Origin of the sequence: Sphingomonas sp. CROZ-RG-20F-R02-07 (assembly GCF_022662335.1) — a bacterium.
Lineage (GTDB): Bacteria > Pseudomonadota > Alphaproteobacteria > Sphingomonadales > Sphingomonadaceae > Sphingomonas.
In genome coordinates, this window is the sequence record NZ_JAKNQJ010000024.1 from 1 (window position 1) to 20,643 (window position 20,643).

Annotated in this window: 17 protein-coding genes and 3 pseudogenes; 8 read left to right on the plus strand and 12 right to left on the minus strand. The window is 64.2% G+C overall.

Annotated elements, in window-relative coordinates; genetic code table 11:
* The 8 genes from mqo to L8H00_RS17850 all read right to left on the minus strand — a co-directional run.
* A partial coding sequence (mqo, locus tag L8H00_RS17815) for a malate dehydrogenase (quinone) (protein ID WP_242098650.1) occupies nt 1-1,489 on the minus strand: 1,489 nt, incomplete at its 3' end.
* Nucleotides 1,486-1,887 (minus strand): hypothetical protein, encoded by a 402-nt coding sequence (locus tag L8H00_RS17820; protein ID WP_242098651.1) that lies wholly within the window; start codon nt 1,885-1,887, stop codon nt 1,486-1,488. The genes L8H00_RS17820 and mqo, both read right to left, overlap by 4 nt.
* A 39-nt stretch (nt 1,888-1,926) precedes the next feature.
* Complete coding sequence (gene fumC, locus L8H00_RS17825; protein ID WP_242098652.1) at nt 1,927-3,387, minus strand: class II fumarate hydratase; 1,461 nt, start codon at nt 3,385-3,387, stop codon at nt 1,927-1,929.
* Nucleotides 3,377-4,666 carry a threonine/serine exporter family protein gene (locus tag L8H00_RS17830; protein WP_242098653.1) on the minus strand — a complete coding sequence of 430 codons (1,290 nt, stop codon included), beginning with the start codon at nt 4,664-4,666 and terminating at the stop codon, nt 3,377-3,379. Before L8H00_RS17830 ends, fumC begins: the two co-directional genes overlap by 11 nt.
* 101 nt (nt 4,667-4,767) lie before the next feature.
* A complete protein-coding gene (gene cydB, locus L8H00_RS17835; RefSeq protein WP_242098654.1) occupies nt 4,768-5,754 on the minus strand; it encodes a cytochrome d ubiquinol oxidase subunit II in 987 nt (328 codons plus the stop codon).
* Entirely contained in the window at nt 5,751-7,172 is a 1,422-nt protein-coding gene (locus L8H00_RS17840; RefSeq protein ID WP_242098655.1) for a cytochrome ubiquinol oxidase subunit I, read from the minus strand. The genes cydB and L8H00_RS17840 overlap by 4 nt, the downstream gene beginning before the upstream one ends.
* A gap of 23 nt (nt 7,173-7,195) precedes the next feature.
* Complete coding sequence (gene poxB / locus L8H00_RS17845; RefSeq protein ID WP_242098656.1) at nt 7,196-8,938, minus strand: ubiquinone-dependent pyruvate dehydrogenase; 1,743 nt, start codon at nt 8,936-8,938, stop codon at nt 7,196-7,198.
* A gap of 159 nt (nt 8,939-9,097) precedes the next feature.
* A complete protein-coding gene (locus L8H00_RS17850) occupies nt 9,098-9,949 on the minus strand; it encodes an SDR family oxidoreductase (RefSeq protein WP_242098657.1) in 852 nt (283 codons plus the stop codon).
* Between the two features lie 570 nt (nt 9,950-10,519).
* On the opposite strand from L8H00_RS17850, the gene L8H00_RS17855 reads away from it, so the two are divergent.
* Nucleotides 10,520-11,227 carry a heme-binding beta-barrel domain-containing protein gene (locus tag L8H00_RS17855; protein ID WP_242098658.1) on the plus strand — a complete coding sequence of 236 codons (708 nt, stop codon included), beginning with the start codon at nt 10,520-10,522 and terminating at the stop codon, nt 11,225-11,227.
* A gap of 336 nt (nt 11,228-11,563) precedes the next feature.
* Here the strand turns inward: L8H00_RS17855 and L8H00_RS17860 are convergent.
* From L8H00_RS17860 to L8H00_RS17870, 3 genes and pseudogenes are all read right to left on the minus strand, one after another.
* Nucleotides 11,564-12,334 (minus strand): annotated as a pseudogene (locus L8H00_RS17860) (carbohydrate porin); the annotation flags it as partial.
* A 107-nt stretch (nt 12,335-12,441) separates the two neighbouring features.
* On the minus strand, nt 12,442-13,026 hold the full coding sequence (locus tag L8H00_RS17865) for a carboxymuconolactone decarboxylase family protein (protein WP_242098660.1): 585 nt from the start codon (nt 13,024-13,026) through the stop codon (nt 12,442-12,444).
* Nucleotides 13,026-13,436, minus strand: a complete 411-nt coding sequence (locus L8H00_RS17870) for a tautomerase family protein (protein ID WP_242098661.1) — start codon at nt 13,434-13,436, stop codon at nt 13,026-13,028. The genes L8H00_RS17865 and L8H00_RS17870 overlap by 1 nt, the downstream gene beginning before the upstream one ends.
* A 109-nt stretch (nt 13,437-13,545) precedes the next feature.
* On the opposite strand from L8H00_RS17870, the gene L8H00_RS17875 reads away from it, so the two are divergent.
* Together L8H00_RS17875 and L8H00_RS17880 are read left to right on the plus strand one after the other, a co-directional pair.
* Nucleotides 13,546-14,325 carry a helix-turn-helix domain-containing protein gene (locus tag L8H00_RS17875; RefSeq protein ID WP_242098662.1) on the plus strand — a complete coding sequence of 260 codons (780 nt, stop codon included), beginning with the start codon at nt 13,546-13,548 and terminating at the stop codon, nt 14,323-14,325.
* Nucleotides 14,312-14,608 (plus strand): SDR family oxidoreductase, encoded by a 297-nt coding sequence (locus L8H00_RS17880; RefSeq protein WP_242098663.1) that lies wholly within the window; start codon nt 14,312-14,314, stop codon nt 14,606-14,608. The genes L8H00_RS17875 and L8H00_RS17880 overlap by 14 nt, the downstream gene beginning before the upstream one ends.
* Nucleotides 14,609-14,614: 6 nt before the next feature.
* Here the strand turns inward: L8H00_RS17880 and L8H00_RS17885 are convergent, their stop codons facing one another.
* The gene (locus tag L8H00_RS17885; protein ID WP_242098664.1) at nt 14,615-15,511 is read right to left on the minus strand and encodes an AraC family transcriptional regulator; all 897 of its coding nucleotides are present in this window, start codon (nt 15,509-15,511) and stop codon (nt 14,615-14,617) included.
* A 113-nt stretch (nt 15,512-15,624) separates the two neighbouring features.
* On the opposite strand from L8H00_RS17885, the gene L8H00_RS17890 reads away from it, so the two are divergent.
* The 5 genes and pseudogenes from L8H00_RS17890 to L8H00_RS17910 form a co-directional block, all read left to right on the plus strand.
* Nucleotides 15,625-16,389 (plus strand): SDR family oxidoreductase, encoded by a 765-nt coding sequence (locus L8H00_RS17890; RefSeq protein ID WP_242098665.1) that lies wholly within the window; start codon nt 15,625-15,627, stop codon nt 16,387-16,389.
* Entirely contained in the window at nt 16,386-17,177 is a 792-nt protein-coding gene (locus tag L8H00_RS17895) for an SDR family NAD(P)-dependent oxidoreductase (protein ID WP_242098666.1), read from the plus strand. The genes L8H00_RS17890 and L8H00_RS17895 overlap by 4 nt, the downstream gene beginning before the upstream one ends.
* 40 nt (nt 17,178-17,217) lie before the next feature.
* Nucleotides 17,218-18,050 (plus strand): annotated as a pseudogene (locus L8H00_RS17900) (SDR family NAD(P)-dependent oxidoreductase).
* A 410-nt stretch (nt 18,051-18,460) separates the two neighbouring features.
* The gene (locus L8H00_RS17905; RefSeq protein ID WP_242098667.1) at nt 18,461-19,900 is read left to right on the plus strand and encodes an MFS transporter; all 1,440 of its coding nucleotides are present in this window, start codon (nt 18,461-18,463) and stop codon (nt 19,898-19,900) included.
* Nucleotides 19,794-20,643, plus strand: a pseudogene (locus L8H00_RS17910) (IS3 family transposase); the annotation flags it as partial. The gene L8H00_RS17905 and the pseudogene L8H00_RS17910, both read left to right, overlap by 107 nt.

Genomic DNA, 20,643 nt, shown 5'->3' on the forward strand with positions numbered 1-20,643 from the left:
CCGTAGCCAAGCCAAGTACAGGCGCTGTCTGCGCTCTCGAGTTGCGGCAGGCCTCGGCGTCCGTCTTGAGGTCGATCCCATACGTTGGAATGATCTCACGCAGCCGAGGCAGCCAGCCATCATGCGTCAGCCGCTCGCCGAACCCCTTCTCGAGGGCGTCCAACGCGATCGCCGCTGCGGTAGAGGCACCAGGCGAGGCTCCCATCAACGCCAGCAGGGTCTTGTCGGAGGACACGACCAGTTCGGTGCCGAGCTGGAGCGTGCCGCTCCCGTGGCCATCGGGCTTGATGATCTCCACGCGTTGGCCTGCCGTCGTTTCACGCCAGTCGTCGGGATCCGCGTCGGGGTAGAAGGTCTTCAGCGTTTCAATCCGCCCCGCCTCGCTGAGAACCACCTGGTCGGCGAGATACTCTTCCAGCTTGAGGTTGTGCACCGCCACGTCGAGCAGCGGACCGATGTTCGAGAAGCGGATTGACTTGAACAGGTCGAGAAACGAGCCTTCCTTCAGAAAATTGGGACTGAAGCCCGCATACGGCCCGAACAGGATCGAGTGCTGGTCGTCGACCACGCGCATATCGAGATGCGGCACCGACATGGGTGGCGATCCGTGGGCCGCCTTGCCGTAGACCTTGACCTTGTGGCGTGCGGCGACTGCCGGATTGTCGCAGCGCAACCAGATGCCGCTTACCGGAAAGCCACCATAGCCATGGCCTTCGGGGATGCCGCTCTTCTGAAGTAGCAGCAGCGATCCGCCGCCGGCGCCGACGAACACCTTGCGGGCGCGCACCTCGCCCGCGTCGCCGCCGCCATCGCCATGCGGGCGCGTCGCGAGCCGCCAACCGCCGTCGTTATCCTGCGAGAGTGCGTGCACCTCGGTGTTGAACCGCGCCTCGAACCCCGGCTTCTTGCCCAATGCCGCCACCAGCATGTGGGTCAGCGTGCCGTAATCGACGTCCGAGCCGGTCACCATGCGCGTGGCGGCGATCGGGGTAGAGGGGTCGCGACCTTCCATGACGATGGGTGCCCAGCCGGCGACGGTGGCATGATCCTCGGTATACTCCATGCCGTAGAAGCAATGGGTCGCGCTCATCGCGGCGTGGCGTTTCTTGAGAAAGGCGACGTTATCCTCGCCGGTGACGAAGCTCAGATGCGGACAGGCCTGGATGAAGCGCGCCGGCTCGGTGATCGCGCCCGTCTTGATGAGGTGCGTCCACAGCTGCCGCGACAGATCGAACTCGACGTTGACCTCGAGCGCCTCCGAAATGTCGATCGAGCCGTCGGCCCGCTCGGGCGTGTAGTTCATCTCGCAATTGGCGGCATGGCCGGTGCCGGCGTTGTTCCAGCCGTCCGAGCTCTCCTGCGCAGGGCCGCCGAGGCGCTCCAGCATCAGGATGGACAAAGACGGATCGAGTTCGCGCAGGAACGTCGCCAGCGTCGTGCTCATGATGCCGGCCCCGACCAGGACGACATCGAAGGGTGTGTCGGTCATGCATTCGCTCCTTGATTGTTGGCCGTGAAGGGGACCGCGCCCGCGTCGGGTATGACCACATAGGCGCGCCGCCACGGCTGCTCGTCGAGCAATCGCCATTTGTGGCCGGTGCCGCTATTGTCCTGCGCGAGCAGCACGTCGCCCGGACGGATCGTGAAGGTACGGCCCGACTTCACTTCGAACTCGAGCGTGCCCGACAGAGTCAGCACGATCCGGGGCACGGGATCCTGGTGCCAGTCGAAATCGCCGCCCGACGGTGTTTCGCGGAACGAGACGTTGGTGGCGGGCTGGTCCGGCGTCCAATGGTCGGCCCCGCCGCCCTTCCCGAACTCGATACGCCCCTCCTCGAAATCGGAATTACCGTCCTTGCCGGTCCACAACCGCACACATCGAATCATCGCCAGTCTCCTGCTTTGTCTGAGGTTGGAGGGTACGGGTCATGCACCCGACACGCCGGTGCCGATCATGTCCTTGGGGACGATGACCTTGTCGTATTGCGCTTCGTCGACCTTGCCCGACTTGAGCGCGGCTTCTTTGAGCGTCGAACCCGTGGCCTGCGCGTCCTCGGCGATGTGAGCGGCGTTCTGGTAGCCGATCACCGGCGAGAGCGCGGTCACCAGCATCAGGTTATCGTCGAGATAGCCCTGGATCTTGTCGCGATCGATGTCCGTGCCCTCGACCGAGTAGGTCCGGAACTTCTCGCACCCGTCCGCCAGGATGGTGGCCGAGTGCAGGAAGTTGTTGATGATGATCGGGCGCATCGCGTTCAGCTCGAAATTGCCCTGGCTGCCGGCAAAGGCGGTCGCGGTATCGTCGCCGATCACCTGGATGGAGATCATCACCATCGCCTCGCACTGGGTCGGGTTGACCTTGCCGGGCATGATCGACGAGCCGGGCTCGTTGGCGGGCAGCTTGAGCTCACCGAAGCCGCAGCGCGGCCCCGACGCCAGCCAGCGCATGTCGTTGGCGATCTTCATCAACGCCACCGCAGCGCCGCGCAGCGCCGCCGACGCCCGCACTATCCCGTCCAGCGACCCTTGCGCCATGAACTTGTTCGGCGCGGTGACAAACGGCTTGCCGGTCAACTCGGAGATCTTCGCCGCGACAGCCTTCGAGAAGCCCTTGGGCGCGTTCAATCCCGTGCCGACCGCGGTGCCGCCCAACGCGAGTTCGTAGAGTCCCTCGCGGCTGCGTTCGACCTCGCTTGCGCACGCCCGGATCTGCGCTGCCCAGCCCGACCATTCCTGCCCGACCGAGAGCGGCGTCGCATCCTCCAGATGCGTGCGGCCGACCTTCACCACGTCCATCCAGCCGTCAGCCTTCTGCTGGATCAGGTCCGCCAGCTTGCTCAGCTCGGGCACTAATCGATCGTCGATCAGCGTCACCGCCGCGATATGCATGGCGGTGGGAAAGCTATCGTTCGACGACTGGCCCATGTTGACGTCGTCATTGGGCCCAACGGGCTGCTGCGAGCCGAGCGTCCCGCCGAGCAACTGGATCACGCGGTTGGACAGGACCTCGTTGACGTTCATGTTCGACTGGGTGCCCGACCCGGTCTGCCATACATAAAGCGGGAAATGCTCGTCGAGCTTCCCCGCGATCGTCTCGTCCGCCGCCCGCACGATCGCATCGGCCTTCCAGCGCGGCAGGTGGCCTCCTTCGGCGTTGACCAGCGCCGCCGCCTTCTTAACCACGCCATAGGCGTGGTAGACCGCCTTGGGCATTCGATCGTCGCCGATCGAGAAATGCTGCAGCGACCGCTCAGTCTGCGCACCCCAGTAGCGATCGGCCGGCACATCGACCGTACCCATGCTGTCGAACTCCTGGCGCTTGCCCGTCGCATCGATCCCGATCGGCAAGTCTCTCAGCTGCGGATGGGCGGTAGGATCATCGGCCATGGGCATCGTCCTTATGGAAGCGGAGCGGGATAAGCGGGGTCGTGGTCGCGATGAGTAGGCCGATGCCGATCGAGAGCGTCACCGCGACCGTCGTAATCGCAAGCGACAGGGTCAGGGCGAGCAGCGCCGGCGGCGTCGCAGCCGCGGCGTCCATGACTTGCAAGCCGCCAGCCGCCGCCCGGAACCCGTATGATCCCGGCATCATCGCCACCACGCCGGGGAACGCGAAGGTGACCGCGGGTACGCCGTGAAATGCAGCACCCGCCCGCGCCACTAGACCGGCCAGGATCGCCCCCGCCAGGGAACATACCGCAAGCGGCATGCCGTTGATGATCAATTCGGTCCTGAGGCCGTGGCCCGCCATGCCGCACAGGACGCAGATCGGTACGGCCCGGAACGGCACCTCGAAGAGCATCGCGTAGCCCGCGGCCGCAACCGCCGAATAGAACAGGTCCTGGCCTATCGGAAGCACGCCGGGTGCTTGATCCGGGCGCAGCGGCGTTCCGCCAAGGCTGGAGACGAGTAGGACACCGCATCCGATGGCGAGCAGGGCGATCGTGCCGCTTGCCACGCGCGACAGCCCTATGCCTGTATGCCCCACGACAAGCTCGCTGACGCCGTTGATCAACGGAACGCCTGGCACCAGCAGCATGCCGGCTACCGTCAGGCACAGCGCCGACGACGAACCCGGCACGAAGCGTGCTAAGATCACGGCAATGAGACCTGTGATGCAGGCGAGCAGGAAAGCCGCCGGGATCGCGCCGACATGCCGCTGCGCCAGCTGCCGTCGAACCATAGCACTGGCAGCGCCAACGAGCCCGGCTACCAGGACTGTTGACCAGGAGCCCGCGAAAAGGCGGGCAAGCGCCCCCGCCGTTACCGCCAGACCGAAGGCAATCAGGACGGGCGAATGGCCTTCAGCCCCGTTTTCGATCGCGTCCATCGCCGGATCGAGTCGTGCCGGGTCGGACGGAACAGGCGCGACGAGTCCCCGCAGGGCGATCAGTCGACCCATGTCGACCCTCGTACCGGCAATCGAGTGGCTCAGCCGCACATGTGCCTGTGCGCCGGATTGTGCGGAGACCAGCACACCTTCAGCGGTGTATAGCTGGCTCACCTCGTGTCCGAGACCTTCCGCGAGGGCGCGGACCGACGCGCCGGCGTAGCTTGCGTCCGCGCCATTCGCGAGCAGAAGGCGGCCGAAGCGGGCGGCGAGATGCGCCGTCTCTTCCTGTGTCGGCGGATCGCCGACAAGCGCATCGGGATCACTCGTCTTCAAAACGCGATTCCGTCCCAAGCGCGTCGGTTGAGCGTCGCCCTATTTCGCCTTGCCCGACAATCGACAGCGCACAGCCATGGGGAGAGGTGACTCTTCCCATTTCAGTATCCCTGCTCGGCCTCATAAGTCTTTCCTTTGAGTACGAAGTATACCACCAGCGTATAGACAAGCGTCAGCGGCAGCACGACGACGCCGGCGCCCCAGAACATGAAGGAAAGACTAGAAAGCGGCGCCGCCGCTTGCGTCGTCGTGATGGCGAAGGGGATCATGTAAGGGTAGAACGACACCGCGAGCGTGCCGAAGGCCGCCGCGAAGATTACGACCGCCGCAGCAAATGGAAGAAATCCGCGGCGTTTCGCGACGGCCCAGGCGAGTGTCGCACAGGCGGCGACTCCAAGCGCAGGGAAAGCAAACAGCTCCGGCCGCTCGAACCACCGATGCATGATGGTGATATCGTCCTTCAACGCGAGAACGAATACCGCGATCAGAAACAGGACGAGCGCGGCGAGCAGCCTGGGTATCAGGCGGAAGCCCAGCTCGCGTACGGCCGGGGGCGACCGGAACGTCAGCCAACCGGCGCCCATGAGCGCGTAGCCGACGCATAAGCCGACGCCGCACAGCAGCGCGAAGGGGGAGGCCCAGCCGAACGCGCCGCCGATGTAGCGGCTTCCTGCCATCGGCAGCCCGTGCACGAGCGCACCCACCGCCACGCCCTGCAGGAACGTCGCAAGATATGACCCAATGACGAAGCCCGCGTCCCACAATGGACGGGTCCGGGTGGATTTGTCGCGAAACTCGAAGGAGACGCCGCGGAAGATCAGCGCCCCCAGCATGAGGATGAGCGGCAGGTAGAAGGCCGACAAGATGGTGGCGTAGGTCAGCGGGAACGTGCCGAACAGGATGGCCGCATTCAGCACGAGCCAGGTCTCGTTGCCGTCCCAGACCGGCGCGATGGTGGCAATCATGCCGCGGCGCTGACGCTCGTCGGCTGCCAGTGGCAGCAGCATGCCGATGCCCAGGTCGAACCCATCGAGCGTGACGTAGAGAAAGATGGTGAGGGCGAGCACCGCGACCCAGAAAGCGATCATTCCGCCGCCTCAGTCATTTGCGCTTCGGCCTGCGTGCCCGGACTATCGCCGGGGATCGACAGCGGCCGCTTCGGATTGGTCTCACCAGGCACTGGTTCCGGCAAAGCCACGGGGCCGCGCTTCAGGAGACGATAGATGTACACCGTGCCGAAGGTGAAGATCGCGCCGTAGACGAGAAAGAACATCATCAGCGTCGCCGCGACCGCGGGCGCGCGCAGGAACGGCGTCACCGCATCGACGGTGCGCAGCTGGCCGTAGACCGTCCAGGGCTGACGCCCAACCTCGGCCGTGAACCAGCCCGTGAGCGTCGCCACAAACCCGAGCGGAAACGACAGGAAGATGGACCAGAGCAGCCAGCGGCGCGTCTCGATGCCGCCGAGCAGCATCCGCAGGCCGCCCAGCCAGGCGATGGCGAGCATCAGGAGCCCGCACCCGACCATCGCCCGGAACGCGAGGAAGGGAATGACGACGGGCGGACGGTCCGCCTTCGGGAAGTCCTTGAGCCCGACTTCCTTGGACGAGAGACTCATCGAACCGATCAGGCTGCCGAGATATGGCACGCTGATCGCATAGTCGTTGCTTTCGGTCCGCTCGTTGGGCCAGCCGATCAGCACCTCCGAGGCGGGCTTCTCGTCATGCCAGCGTGCCTCGATCGCGGCGAACTTCGTCGGTTGGTACTTGTGCGTGTAATCGCCTACCAAGTGGCCGAAGAACAATTGGACCGGCACCAGCACCGCCGCGAGGCCGAGTGCCATCCCCAACATCGTGCGCGCCTCCGCCTTGAACTGGCCGCGCAGCAAATGCCATGCGCCGGTCGCCGCGATGCAGAAGGCGGACGTCACATAGGCCGCCAACAGCATGTGCGGGAAACGCACCAGGAGGACGGGGTTAAACATGATCGCCGTCCAGTCGGTCGGCACGAACACGCCGTCGGCGCCCACCCGGAAACCCGTCGGCCACTGCATCCAGCTGTTGTTGACCATGATCCAGAAGGACGAGAGCGTCGTGCCCAGCGCGACCATCAGGCAGGCGAAGAAGTAAAACCAGCGCGGCAGCCGCTCGCGGCCGAACATCATCACGCCGAAGAAGCTCGCCTCCAGCGCAAAGGCGGTGAAGCTCTCATAGCCGAGCAGCGGTCCCTGAATGGCGCCGGTGCGCCGTGACAGCTCGCTCCAATTGGTGCCGAACTCGAAGGCCATCACGATGCCCGAGACGACCCCCATCGCGAACGCGACCGCAAAAATCGAGCGCCAGAAGTCGAACAGCCGACGGTAGATGGGCCGGTCTGTCGCGAGCGACACGCCTTCGAGCACGCACAGCCACGCCGCCAGTCCGACGGTAAAGGCTGGAAAGATGATGTGGAACGACACCGTGCCCGCGAACTGGATGCGGGAAAGCAAGAGAGCGGTGACGTCCATGCCGTTCCTCCACCGAAGCCGAGTTAACCTAAGAGCGAGGTGAGCAAATTACCGCTCTTGACGAGGTCGAGCACCTCGTCGCCGCGGCCGTTGAGCACCGCGCGTATCCCCCACAGCCCGAAGCCTTTGACCTCATCGGGCGTGATGACCGGCGGCATCGAAAGCTCTTGGTGGTTCGTCACCACATCGAGCAGCGCGGGCCCCGGATGCGCCAGCACGTCGCGGATCGCCGCCTCGAGATCGGCGGGATCCTCCACGCGCACGCCGTGCAGCCCGGCTGCGCGGGCCACCGCAGCGAAGTCAGGATTCTTGAGATCGGTGCCGAACTCCAGGAAGCCGGCCCCCTTCATCTCGAGCGCGACGAAGCCCAGCGAGCCGTTGTTGTAGATGACGATCTTGACCGGCAGCCGCTGCTGCACCAGCGTCAGCACGTCACCCATCAACATGGCGAAGCCGCCGTCTCCCGACAGGCTGATCACTTGCCGTCCGGGATGACTGGCTTGTGCCCCGATCGACTGCGACATGGCGTTCGCCATCGACCCGTGTGCGAGACTACCGAGCATCCGGCGACGGCCATTCATTTTGAGGTAGCGCGCCGCCCAGATCGTGGGCGTGCCCACGTCGAAGGTGAACACCGCATCCTCGGCCGCCGCCTCGCTCACCAGCCTGGTCAGGTACTGGGGGTGGATGGGCTTGCGGCCCGGCGTGCCGGTTGCGAGCTCGTCGAGCCCTTCTCGCGCCTTCGCGTAGTTGGCCTTGCTGTCGGCGAGATGCGCACCGTCGGTCTTGCGCTCGATGAGTGGCAGCACCGCATCGATCGTCGCGGCGATGTCGCCCACGACGCCCAGCGCCAGAGGCGCGCGCCGGCCGATATTCTCCGGCCGGATGTCGATCTGCGCGATCGCGGCGTCCTTGGGGAAGAACTGCCGGTAGGGAAAGTCGGTGCCCAGCATGAGCAGCGTGTCGCAGTCCATCATCGCCTGATAGCCGGACTTGAACCCGATCAGCCCGGTCATGCCGACGTCGTAGGGGTTGTCCCATTCGACATGTTCCTTGCCGCCGAGCGCATGCACGATCGGCGCCTGTAGCGCGTCGGCCAGCCGCATCAGCTGGTCGTGCGCACCCTGGCAGCCGCGTCCGCAGAAAAGCGTCACGCGACGTCCCTTGTTGAGGAAGCCGGCAAGCGAATCGAGTGTCGGCCGGTCTGGCACGGTGACCGGGCGGGCGAGGCGCAAACCCGCGGGCTGCGAGATCGGCGCGTCATAGTCCGCCAGAGCGACGTCGCCCGGGATGACGACCACCGACACCGAACGGTTGCCGATCGCGGAGCGGATCGCGGTCTCGAGCACCCCCGGCAATTGCTCGGGGTTGCTGACCAGCTCGCAATAATCCGAGCAGGCGCGAAACAGGTCGTCCGGCTTGGTCTCCTGGAAGTAGTTGCGGCCAATCTCGGCGGAAGGGATTTGCGCCGCGATCGCCAGCACCGGCACGCGCGTCCGCTGGCAGTCGAACAGACCGTTGATGAGATGGGTGTTTCCCGGCCCGCACGATCCGGCACAGACGGCAAGCTCGCCGGTCAGCTGCGCCTCGGCGCCAGCGGCAAAGGCCGCCGCCTCCTCGTGGCGGACATGCACCCAATCGATGTCGCCGCGTCGGCGCAGGGACTCTGTGATGCCGTTCAGGCTGTCGCCGACCAGGCCATAGATGCGCTTCACGCCCGCCGCGTGAAGCGTCTTCGTGACGATGTCGGCCGCTTTGCTGTGCATGATTCACCCGTTCAGGCTGGAGAAGAAGTCGAACCATTCCAATCACGTAATCGGCCAAGACAATGGCCTGACGCAGCCCGACTTTCGGCAGCAAGTTCGCCACGCGATATGTAAAGAGTCTTCTTGGTGATCTTAGCTATTTGTCGCTTTCGTATAACGTCAGGACTGGGCAACCCGCTGCTCCGGCTCCATGTCGTAGCATTGCTGGACCTGCTTGTGCCTCGTCCCGAGCCCTTCGCTGATCGTCTTGGTCCAGACCTTCTCGATGTTCTCCTTGGCTTCGGGGATCATCGACTTGGGCTCGAGATTGCGGAAGCTGTCGAGTTCGCCCGCCGCCAGCGCGGTGAGGGTGGCGTAGACGGGCTCCGGATCGAACTGCGCGCGCGGGAAGGCGAGCTTGGAATAGTCGAACAGCCTCTCGGCGGGATCGTCGATCCAGCTCTTGGGCGTGTCGAAACCACGGTCGTTGAACCCGGTCAGGAACGGGCCGGGGTTCATCGTCGCCACCTCGATACTGAACTCCTGGAGCTCGACCGCCATTGTCTGCGCGATCGCCTCGATCGCGTGCTTGGAACCCGAGTAGATGCCGGTGAACGGATTGACGTTGATCCCCTCGCGCGAAGACACCCACACGACCCGGCCCTCGCCACGCTTGATCATCTGCTTGACGATGCCCTGCGTCAGCAGCAGCGGGCCGATGACGTTCACCTCAAACTCGTTCCGCATGTTCTCGCCGGGGATGTCAACGACCGAGCCGCCTTCCAGTAAGCCCGCGTTGTTGACGAGGATCTCGACGTTCCAGTCGAGGGCCTTGCGCCGATCACCCTCGTTGGTGACGTCGAGCTTTTCGATGCGAAGCGTTATCCCGCGATCCTTGATCTGATTTTCCAGGATCTCGACTTGCGGGTAGATTTCGACTCCCGCGATTACATCGAACCCCTTCTGCGCGAGTCGAAACGCGACTTCGTTTCCGAAGCCGGTTCCCGCGCCGGTGATCAGTACCGTTTTCATGAGCTTGCTCCTTGCGTTAGGGCTTTGGGAAAGACGCTGACCCGGCGTCGCATCACTGTCGCTGCATGCGATAAAACGAGACCAGGGGAACTAAACAGGCGTGCACTCATCCTATGACCGATAGTCACTGGATGCCGTCGGACGCCGCAGGATACCAGCCGCAAGTCTTTGAGCCTGAACCGTGCCCCGACACCGACGGATCCAGACTCGGGCCCAGACCCAATCATCAGTTTGTGGTGGAGCGGCTTTCCTGATTCACGACGAGGTGGCAGGCCCAGGACGGCCCGATCGCCAATGTTGCTGAACCGTCATTTCGGAGCGCGCCGCTTAGCAGATGGAATTTGCCGGCCGAATGGCGTCTACTGCCGAGCGGCGACGCGGCTATGCCGGGCACCGGCAGACCAACGATAGTGACCGCAGTGGTATAAAGCCTGGGCTGAAAACGACCGCTTGGGTGACAATCTGTATCTGCTGTGCTACCCGCGCGATGGAAGATGGATGTGGCGAACGGCGTCCGAAATAGCGTTTACTGACCTCCGCATGCTCACGGTCCTCTCCAAAGGAGCTCTTATGAGTTCGAGTGACGTCTTCTCCGAGCAAAGCAACGTCGACCCTGACACACTGGCCAATCTCGGACCCTTAGCCCGGCTGGCCGGAAAGTGGCGCGCGCGCAAGGGCCTGGACATCAATCCCAAAGCGGATGCCCCTGAGCGCCGTGTGTTCATCGAGACGATCGACATGCAGCCGATCGATCCACAGTCGAACGGACCGCAGCTGCTGTACGGCCTGCACTACCATATCCACATCACGACCGAGGAAGAGGACATCACCTTCCACGACCAGGTCGGCTATTGGCTCTGGGAGAAGGAGACCGGTCTCGTAATGCAGACGGTCGCGATCCCGCGCGGGCAGGTCGCACTCGCCGCCGGGAAGGTGGCGGTGGATGCCGAGGCGTTTTCGGTCTTGGCGACGCGCGGCCATGCGGAATACGGCATCTGCTCGACCGCGTTTCTCGAAGCGGCGTTCCGAACCGACAGCTATCGCATCACGATCACCTTCAACCCCGACGGCTCCTGGAGCTATGTCACCGACACCGAGCTGATGATCCAGGGTCGGGACGCGCCCTTCATGCACCAAGACCGAAACACATTGCACCGCATCGGCGATCCCCGGCCAAATCCGTGGGCGGCGATCCTGGCCAGACGCAAGCCGGCGCCTACTGATCAGTCAGTCGCTGCAGCTGGTCAGGTAGCGGGGCCTTCGCCCGACCCATCGTAGGCGACGGTCGCGCCACGGAAATCGGATTGGCCTAGAATGGCAACAGCCATTCCACCGCTATCCCGCGATCGCCGTGGCGGCGACGAGCTCATCAGGCGGCCGCACCTCTGCGCCCCGCGCACATGTCCAATCAAGAACGCAACTGTTATGCTAGGAGACTTTCCACCTTAAAATGAGACGGAGGATCGCACGCCAAGTACCAACGCATTTGGAAGGCGCCCGCCTGGATTTCGGATGGTCAGAGCACTGGATGCAGGGTGGACCACGTACTGAATGTTGGGCTGCACCTTGAGAGGACCCACCAGCGTAGCTTGATAGGTAAGTTCCACGGCACCCTCAAAGGCAGGTGGCACTGTCGCCACTCCGCCGGACAAGAGTTCTTCGCGTGCGGCGGAACGAAGCCGAGATGAGATCCGGGATCCGGGCGAGGCCGAACCCGAATCCGACCGTATCGCCGTCGCGCCCCGCAAAAGGTGCCGACAGGCTGATGCCCGCGTCCACATAGACATCGACGGGGTTTCGGTCCGGCGGGCTAAACGTGGCACGCACGAACCCGTTCACCGCGCGGGTACTGCTCGACGCGGATTGCCACAACCGGGCGTCCACCAGGCCATACACGGCCAGATCATCTTGGTGGCCCGAGGGGCCGACCACAGGTCCCGGAACGCTCATCGGGTTGCTGAGATCGGCAAAACGGTCGAAGTGTACCCACCCACCCACCGTCGTGGTCAGCGTCGGTGACGATCCGCCGACGGCGCGACTGATTTCAGCGATCACGAACGGGCGGCCCGATAACTCGAAAGTGTTGAACCCATGCTTCTCGCGCTGCTGAGGATCGCCGCCGCCTGGCCCTGCCGGGTCCCCCGTGAACGCCGCGACGCGCAACGTCGTCTGAGCGTTCGGCTGGAGGGCGAGGCGCGCGCCGGGAGCGGCGAGTGGATATGCCGGACCACCACTCGGTAGATCGGTCGCAAAACTATCCGGCCAGCCGAAGGTGGAATTAATGAACAGGTTCGCGGTTGGACTGACCATGAACTCCTGCGCCGCGGTGAATTTGCCGACCCGAAACTTTGCCGCTGGAGTGAGCGCGATCTCCACCCAAAGCTGTCGTGCCCTCCATCAGCAGCGGCGAGGCGGTCGCGCCGGCCTTGGCGATCTCCTCATTATCAGACCGTTCTTTCCGAGACCGTGGGGAAAGCCACTCGACCGAAGAATCAGTTGGATGGCGGGGGTACCGCGAAGGCGTTGAGCATCATGCAAGTGCCGGTGTACGCCGCTGCTAGCAAGGTCAGGGCAACCAATCCCTCGCGTCCGAACATCTGTTCCGCTTCTCCGTAGGTTGCGTCGCTGACGACCCGATGCCGCGCCAGTTCAAGCGTGAAGCGCTGCGCTGCCTGTTCATCCCCGGCGAGCTGGTCACACGGCTCGCCCGCGCCGAGTGCGGCCACCGCATTGGGCGAGAACCCGACCTGCGCCGCGACCGCCCGATGCGCATAAAGCTCATAGGCCGATCCCCAAGCCGCCCCGACCGAGAGGATCACAATCTCGCGCATCCTCTTCGACAGCGGCGTCGCCTGTTCCTCGGCCTCGTGGAAATCGATGAACCCACCGCCGATGGCGGGCGCGTGGAGAAGGGCGTTGAACGGCCCGATCAGCTCGCCGGCGTCGGTCCGGCTCGTGAACGGCGACGCGCTGCCCAGCCGCCCCCCGGCAAGCCGGTCGTAGAGCGCTCGCGCTTCGGGTCCGAGGCTTGCGGGAGGTTGCAGCGGCAGGCGACCGCCTAGACCGGGGCTGTCCATCAGCCCTGCCCCTTCATGCGCGTGTCGAAGCCGGTCTTGGGATCGACCGTGCGGCCATAGGCCCACCAGTTCTCCCACGGCACCTCCGTGATCGCCATCAGCAGATCCTCGCGGCGAAGGCCCGCGCGCTTCGTCACCTCGTCCGCCACCGCCTCGAAGAAGCGCTCCTTCATCTCTTTGGGCCGCGTGTTGAAGAAGAAATGGATGAACATCATGTCCTCGCTACGCGGGACGTCGAAATAATTGCGGTCATAGACAATGTTGCCCGGCTTGTGCTCGTGGAAGAACTGGTCCCACGTATCGTCCGGGACGCCGAGCACGTCCATCATGGCGACGTGGATGCCTTCCGACACCGCCTTCTTGTACGCCGCGTCCTTCCCTTCGTGCATCTGGATGTAGACCATGGGCATCGCGGAAACTCCTTTATCGGGCAGGTACGGACCCAAGCTAGGCTCTCCGCGTTGACCCAAGAAGAGCCGGTATTATACTGGTATAGAATTGTACCAGTCAGGAGCGTGCGTGAGCGGCAACAAGCCATTGGGCGATTTCCTCCGGTCCCGCCGGTATCGGCTCGACCCCGTTGCACTGGGTCTATCTGGCACAAGGCGGCGCCGGACGCCCGGCCTGCGACGCGAGGAGGTTGCCGATAGGGCCAGGATCAGCTGCGAATGGTACGTCAAGTTGGAGCAAGGCCGGCCGGTGTCGGCATCCGCTGGAACGATAGCGGCGCTTGCGCGAGCGCTCGCCCTCGATGCCGCCGAAACGGCTCACCTTCACAAGCTAGCCGCACGGAGTTCCGCCGAGGCATTCGGTCAGGAGACGGTGCCGGAGATCATCAACACGATCGTGAAAAGCCTGCCCGAGCCCGCCTATGTCACCGGCCTGCGCTGGGACGTGCTGGCGTGGAACGCTGCCGCCGACGAACTCTTCGGGTTCACGTCGATGGACCAGCGCGAACGAAACATCCTCCGCTACATGCTGACGACGCCCGACGCACGGGCGATGTTCGGCAGAGATTGGGCTCAGGAAGCCGAGCGGATGATCGCGCTGTTCCGTCCGACCTATGACCAGCGCGCGGGCGATCCGGCCTTCGAGGAACTGGTGCTAGCCCTGAGCGAGGCCTGCGACGAGTTTCGAGGCTGGTGGTGTTCTCACCTGGTCGCGTCACCCTCGGCGGGCACCAAGACGTTGCATTCTTCAGGCCGGGACGGAGCGACATACGTCTATGCCAGCTTCCAGGCGAACGATGATCCCGCGCTGAAACTTGCCCTGTACACCCGCCGTCATGGGATGCCCTGATACCCGTCTTTCCCGAAACTCGATAAATTTCGGCAAAGCCGGTGATGCGAACTGGCGGCAGCTATCGCCCGCCCGCGCCCTCGAAAAGGCGGCGGGCCGCTCACTACTTCCTTCCGCCGCTCACAACGCACCGGCTAAGCGTACGTTTTTGGGCCTTCTCTCACCGGCCCCCTCGCAGACACCGACCGACATCGTCGGCACCGCCTTGTTTCTGGCGTCCGACGAGGCGGCCTTGATCACAGGGCAGACGATTGCGGTCGATGGTGGCCTGACGCGGCGCTGATCCGGTTCATTCGGCGGCGACGGCGTGCTCGGGCTCGACGTACAAACCTCGTCGGGGCGGTACGCCGAAGTGCCGGGCATGATCGCGCGTGAACTGCTGCGGGCTGGCGTAGCCAACTCGGAAGGCGGCGTTGCGCGCGCTGGCACCTTCCATCCGCATTAACCGTCGCGCCTCTAACAGGCGAAGCTGCTTCTGATATTGCCTAGGCGAGAGGTGCGTGACCGCCTTGAAATGGTAGTGGAACGCGGATGCGCTCATGCCCGCGGCGTGCGCCAGCGTTACCACCGGCAGCGGCTCGTGGAACGCACTCCTGAGCAGCGCCACCGCGCGGCCGATCCGGCGATGATGGCTGTCCGGCCGCGCCCTCCCGCGTAGCGCCGGCCCGAGCGGGCCGAGCAGCAAAAGATAGTGCAGCTCGCGCCGTAGGCCCGGCAGGAGCACCGCCGCCTCCTGCGGCCGCCCCGACAGCGCTACAATCCGACCAAGACAATCTAGCAATCGATCGCACGGCCGGTCGAGCAGCGCGATGGCTCCGCCCGACGGCAGCGCTTCGGCTTCGCCCCCCTGCCTGGCCACTTCGTCGAGCAGCGCCACGTCCAGGTCGACCGCCACGGCCAGGTAAGGCTGGGCCTCGCTGGCGTCCATGCTAGCGGTCACCGGCACCTCCATGCTAACCAGCAGCGCCTGTCCTGCACCTACTAAATGAGCTTCCTCCCCGACCGCGACCTGTTTGGCACCCTGCAGCACGAGGCAGAGCACCGGCATGTACACTTCCTGCCGCACGCGCCCCGGCTCGCGATGTCGCATAACTGCGAACCCAGGCAGCGGCATCGAGATGCCGTCGTCTCCATCAGCCGCAAACCGGTTCAGCAATTGCACCATCGTTGCGAAGGGTTCGGTCATACGTCCGATATAGTCGAGCACAACATTGGAGAAAAGGGCAACTTTGTCGGAGGCGGTGGCAACCGATTTGCGCCGGTTCCGCGTAATCTTAGTTGAACAACAAAGAGAGTATCATGCCCGAAACATCACGCATCGCAATCGTTACCGGCGGCAGCCGCGGCCTCGGCCGCAATGCCGTAACAGCGCTGGCAAGGACCGGCGTGGACTCGATCGTTACCTATCATTCCAATCGCGACGAAGCCGACGCGGCCGTGCGCGAGGTCGAGACGGCCGGTTCGAAAGCGGTCGCACTGCAGCTCGACGTCGGCCAGGCTGAGCGCTTCCCGGCCTTTGTCGAACAGGTGAAGGCGGCGTTAGGCGAGCACTGGGGGCGTGACACGTTCGACTTTCTCGTCAACAACGCCGGCACCAGCCACTTCGGCAAGATCGGCGAGGTGACCGAGGCTGATTTTGACGACATCGTCGCGGTCCAGCTTAAGGGCGCGTTCTTCTTGACGCAGGCGCTCCTGCCGCTAATTGCCGATGGCGGTCGGATCGTGAACTTGTCGAGCGGCCTCGCGCGCTTCGCGACGCCGGGCTTCGCCGCCTACGCGATGATGAAGGGCGGCATCGAGGTCTTCACCCGCTATCTTGCCAAGGAGCTGGGCGGGCGCGGAATCACCGCCAACACGGTCGCGCCCGGCGCGATCGAGACCGACTTTGCCGGCGGAATGGTGCGCGACAACCCGCAAATGAACAAGGGTGTCGCCGATGCCACCGCGCTCGGCCGCGCGGGAGTGCCTGACGACGTCGGCCCGATGATCGCAGCGCTGCTTGGCGACGCCAACCGCTGGGTCAACGCGCAGCGCATCGAGGTTTCTGGCGGAGCGTATCTTTGAGCACGGCATCGCAGGTGCCGTTTGCCGTCATCACCGGCGCATCGTCCGGCATCGGGCTGGAACTGGCCAAGCTCGCCGCCGCCGACGGTTTCACGCTGTTGCTAGCCGCGGACCGGCCGTTCGATCACGCGCTGGCGGATCTCGCCGGCGCGTTGGTCGACACGATCAATGTCGACCTGTCCACGGCGGAGGGCGTCGCCGCGCTGGACGAGCGGATCGGGGGGCGCCGTATCGACGTGCTCTGCGCCAATGCGGGCCATGGGCTGGGACAGGGGTTCCTCGATCAGGATTTTGTAGCGGTGCGCAACCTCATCGAGACTAACGTGGTGGGCACGCTGGACCTGCTCCAGCGCGTCGGACGGCGGATGCGTGACCAGCGCGGCGGTCGCATCCTCATTACCGGCTCGATCGCCGGGCTGATCCCCGGTGCCTATCAGGCAGCCTATAACGCCTCCAAGGCGTTTCTCGACAATTTCAGCTACGCGCTGCGTAACGAGCTGCAAGACACGGGCGTGAGCGTGACCTGTCTGATGCCGGGCTTGACGGAGTCTGATTTCTGGGAGCGGGCGGATACGACCGATACGCCGGCCGGTTCCGGGGGCAAGGACCCGCCCGACGCGCCCGCGCGCGCGGGTTGGGAGGCGATGAAGACCGGTGCGGCGCAGGTCTCGCCGGGCTGGCTCAACACGCTTCAGCGCGCGATTCTGCACATCGTCCCTGACCGCGCCAAGGCAGAAATGAACGCCCGCATGATGCGGCCCAACGACAGCGAGGCGACCCATGGCTGAGACCATCCTGATCACCGGTACGTCAAGCGGCTTCGGTTGCATGGCGGCACTTGAACTGGCCCGCGGCGGTCACCGGGTCTACGCCACCCTGCGGGAGAGCGAGGGGCGCAACCGCCCCGTGGCGGAAGAGTACCGCCGCATTGCCGCCGACGAAGGCTTGGCGCTTTGGCCGCTGGAGATGGACATCGCCGACCAGGTCTCGGTCGACGCAGCCGTTGGCCAGGTTCTGGCCGATAACTCGCTCGATGTCGTGATCCACAACGCTGGCCACATGAATCTGGGGCCGACGGAAGCGTTCAGCGTCGAGCAGCTGGCCGCCTGTACGACAGCAACGTGCTGGGGACGCAGCGCGTTAACCGCGCGGTGCTGCCGCACATGCGCGAGCGTAAGCAGGGCCTGTTGCTGTGGATATCGAGCACCACCGTACGGGCAAACTGGCCACCGCTGCTCGGACCCTACTTCGCAGCCAAGGCGGCGATGGAGCAGCTGGCAATCAGCTACGCTCTCGAACTCGCAAGGTTCGGGATAGAAACCTCGATTTTGGTACCCGGAGCCTTTACGAGCGGCACCAATCATTTCGAGCACGCGATGCAGCCGGCCGACGCGGCGGTCGCTGCCGTCCACACTGAAGGTCCGACCCGCGACCTTGAAGCCAAGGTGCTGGCCGCCGTCGAGGCGTTCGAGCCGGAGAACGCCGACCCGACCGAGATCGGGCGCGCAATCAAGCGTATCGTCGAAGCCCCTCGCGGCACGCGGCCGTTCCGGATAACGGTCGATTCCTCAGAAGACGGGTCGGAAGGCATTGCTGTTATACAGGATCGATTGCGCCGGGACACACTGAAACTTGCCGGTCTGGGAGATATCGCGCGATGAGTTGCTGGTGACATTCATCTGAAGGGCGTATTTTCCTGACACGACCCTATTTTCGATGTCGCTGCATCTACGAGATAATAAAGGGCTGTGTGAAGGTGTTTTAAAATAGCTTAAGGAGCTCGGCCCGCGCGGCATGTCCGCTAACACGGTTGCACCCGCCGCAATCAAGACAGATTTTGAAAAGATTTGGTGCGCGATAATCCCGAGTTCAATAAGGTTGTCGCCAGCGGGACCGCGCTCGGCTGCGCAAGCCTGCTAGATGATATCGGTCCGCTGATCGCAAGCTTGCTCTTAAATGACATTAGCTGGTCAATGCCCAGAGGATGTAGATCGCAGGAGGCACGAACCTGTGAGCAGGTTATCGCGCAGGCGAACGATGCTCTTCACTCGCGGAAAAAGTATGATGCTTGATGGCTGAGCAGGAAGGCGCAAGTGCAGTCACAGGTGTGCCTTTGGCGCGGCGCAATGCGGTTCTCGCTGCGGCAACGATGGGTGGCGTCCTCGTCACCCTCGACATATCGGTCGTCAACGTCGCGCTGAAGGCTTTGCAGCAATCCTTCGACGTCCAGCTAAGCGCGCTGCAGTGGGTTATGAATATATATACGCTTCCCTATGCGGCGCTGCTGCTGAGTGCCGGCACGCTGGCAGACCGCGTTGGCGTTCGCAGGTTGTTTATTATCGGTTTCGGCCTGTTCACCCTATCATCTCTGGCTTGCGGCGCTGCGCCGTCATTCGCGATCCTGCTAGCTGCCCGCGCCAGCCAGGGCGTCGGTGCGGCTCTGCTCATGCCATGCGCCTTGGCCCTCCTCCAACGGAGCTTCCCGGCTGGAGGCGACCGGGCAAAGGCAATCGGTCTTTTCTCGGGCGCTAGCAGCCTTGCCATTGCCGCCGGTCCCCTGCTGGGTGGCATGCTCATCGAACACGTCGGCTGGCGCGGCATATTCCTGATCAATCTGCCGCTTGGTATCTACGGAACTTGGCTGACCCGGCGTTTCGCGCCGAGTGACCAGATTACCGGCAACCGAAGGTTTCACGTCCTCAGCCAGGCTCTGATCGTTGCATCCCTGTCCTGTCTCGTGGGTGCGCTGACGGAGGTGGGTCGCCTTGGATGGCAAAACCTCTGGATACTTGGAGGCTTGCTGTCGGGCATTCTCCTGCTGATCGCGTTTCTCGCCATCGACTCGCGCGATGTCGAGCCGCTGGTGCCGATCACGCTGCTCCGCGACAGGATGTTCGCGTCGGCAGCAGTCGTCGGCGCCCTGCTAGCCTTCGCTTTTTACGGCCTGATCTTCGTCTTCAGCATCTTCTTCCAGTCCGCCCAGCACCTGTCGCCACTTGCGACCGGCGTCGCCTTCCTGCCAATGACCGCGCTGATCGGCGTGGCCAACATCGCCTCTGGACGCATGACCGCCCGGTTCGGCGCTCGCACCATAATGCTGTCGGGCCTTGCAGTCGCCGTTGCCGGTTGCGTAAGCCTGCTTGCGGTCGGGCGCGGCTCTGCCCTGATGACGACCGCCCCTTTGTTCGCAATGGCCGGATGTGGGATTGCCTTCGCGGTGCCTGCCATGATGGCTACCGCGTTTTCGGGCCATATCGCAGCTCGGGCGGGCACCGCGGCTGGGGTGCTTAATGCTGTGCGCCAAACCGGAGCGGCATTGAGAGGTGGCTCGGGAAATCTGCACATTGGGGATAAGTGGATTGCCGATCTGACAGCGGCCATGCTGGCCGCGAGCAGGAGGCAAGATGAGCAAGCGACCACGCCGAAACCACAGCCCGGCGTTCAAGGCAAAGGTGGCACTGGCCGCCGTGAAGGGCGAGAAGACGCTGGCCGAGCTGGCGCAGCAATATGACGTGCACCCGAACCTCATCAACCAGTGGCGGGCGCGGCTGCTGGAGGGCGCGGCGGACGTGTTCGGGGCGGAGCCCACCCCCGCAGAACCGGCGGTCGACGTGACGGTGCTGCACGCCAAGATCGGCGAGCTGACGCTGGCGAACGATTTTTTGGCCGGTGCGCTCGGGAAGGCCGGTCTGTTGCCGAGCGCAAAGCGATGATCGACCGTAGCCATGCGCTGCCGCTCGCCCGTCAGGCGCAGCAACTCGGGATCAGCCGCGGCAGCATCTACTATCTGCCGCGAGCCGTGTCGGGCACCGACCTGGCGATCATGCGTCGGATCGACGAGCTGCACCTGCTGTACCCGTTCGCCGGCAGCCGGATGCTGCGCGATCTGCTCCGGCAGGAAGGCACGGCGGTGGGTCGGCTGCATGTCGCAACGCTGATGAAGCGGATGGGATTGGAGGCGATCTACCGCCGGCCGAATACGTCGAAGCCGGCGCTGGGGCACAAGGTCTATCCCTACCTGCTGCGCAAGCTGGCGGTGACCCGGCCCAACCAGGTCTGGGCTACCGACATTACCTACGTGCCCATGGCGCGCGGCTTCGTCTACCTCGTCGCCATCGTCGACTGGTTCACCCGGCGGGTGCTGGCGTGGCAGGTGTCGATCTCGCTCGATGCCGGGTTCTGCATCGAGGCGCTGGAGGAAGCGCTCGCGCGGCATGGCAAGCCGGCGATCTTCAACAGCGACCAGGGTTCGCA